The following is an 856-nucleotide window of genomic DNA, read 5'->3' on the forward strand; positions in this document are numbered from 1 at the left end:
GGCCCGCCCCCCCCCCCCCCCTCCCGGGGGGTTTCCGCCCCGCCCCTCGCGCGCGGCGCCCCCCCCCCCCCCCCCCCCCCCCCCCCCCCCCCCCCCCACTACAGAGATCGGGTGCATTGTCAGCTTCGCGGCTCACGCCGCTCCCACAACAGACCTAGGCGGTCGGCACCGACAAATCCGCTTCACCCGACGGATTGCTCTGCAGCAGCTCCAGGTGCCGCTGCTCCATCTCCTGGCGCAGCTGGCGGCGGATCTGCGCGGCAGCGAAGCGACGCTTTTCATCGCTGGTTTCCGGCTGCAGCGATGGCACCGGCGTCGGCCGGCCGTCATCGTCGACTGCCACCATGGTGAAGAAACAGCTGTTGGCGTGGCGCACCGCGCCTTTGCGGATGTCTTCGGCCACGACCTTGATTGCCGACTTCCATCGACGAATTGCCGGTGAAGTTGACCGAGGCCAGGAAGGTCACCAGCTCGCCTACGGCAATCGGTTGGCGGAAGGTCACCTGGTCCACTGATAGCGTCACCACGTAGTTGCCGGCATAGCGGCTGGCGCAGGCGTAGGCGACCTGGTCGAGCAGGCGCAGGATCGCGCCGCCGTGGACCTTGCCGGAGAAGTTGGCCATCTCCGGCGACATCAGGACGGTCATCGACAGCTGGTGGGCTTTGTGTTCGCTCATGGCGGTTACTGCGGTTGCGGGACCAGCAGGCTACTCCAGCCGGCGTGCAAGCGATATCGGCGGCCCCAACTGTAGTGGGGGGGGGGGGGGGGGGGGGGGGGGGGGGGGGGGGGGGGGGGGGGGGGGGGGGGGGGGGGGGGGGGGGGGGGGGGGGGGGGGGGGGGGGGGGGGGGGGGGGG

1 pseudogene is annotated in these 856 nt (G+C 71.8%); it reads right to left on the reverse strand.

What is annotated here, in order from left to right:
- Positions 1–154 precede the first annotated feature (154 nt).
- Positions 155–677, reverse strand: a pseudogene (locus ACVOLI_RS20495) (acyl-CoA thioesterase).
- Positions 678–856 lie beyond the last annotated feature (179 nt).

This window comes from Stenotrophomonas sp. STEN029, assembly GCF_056760015.1.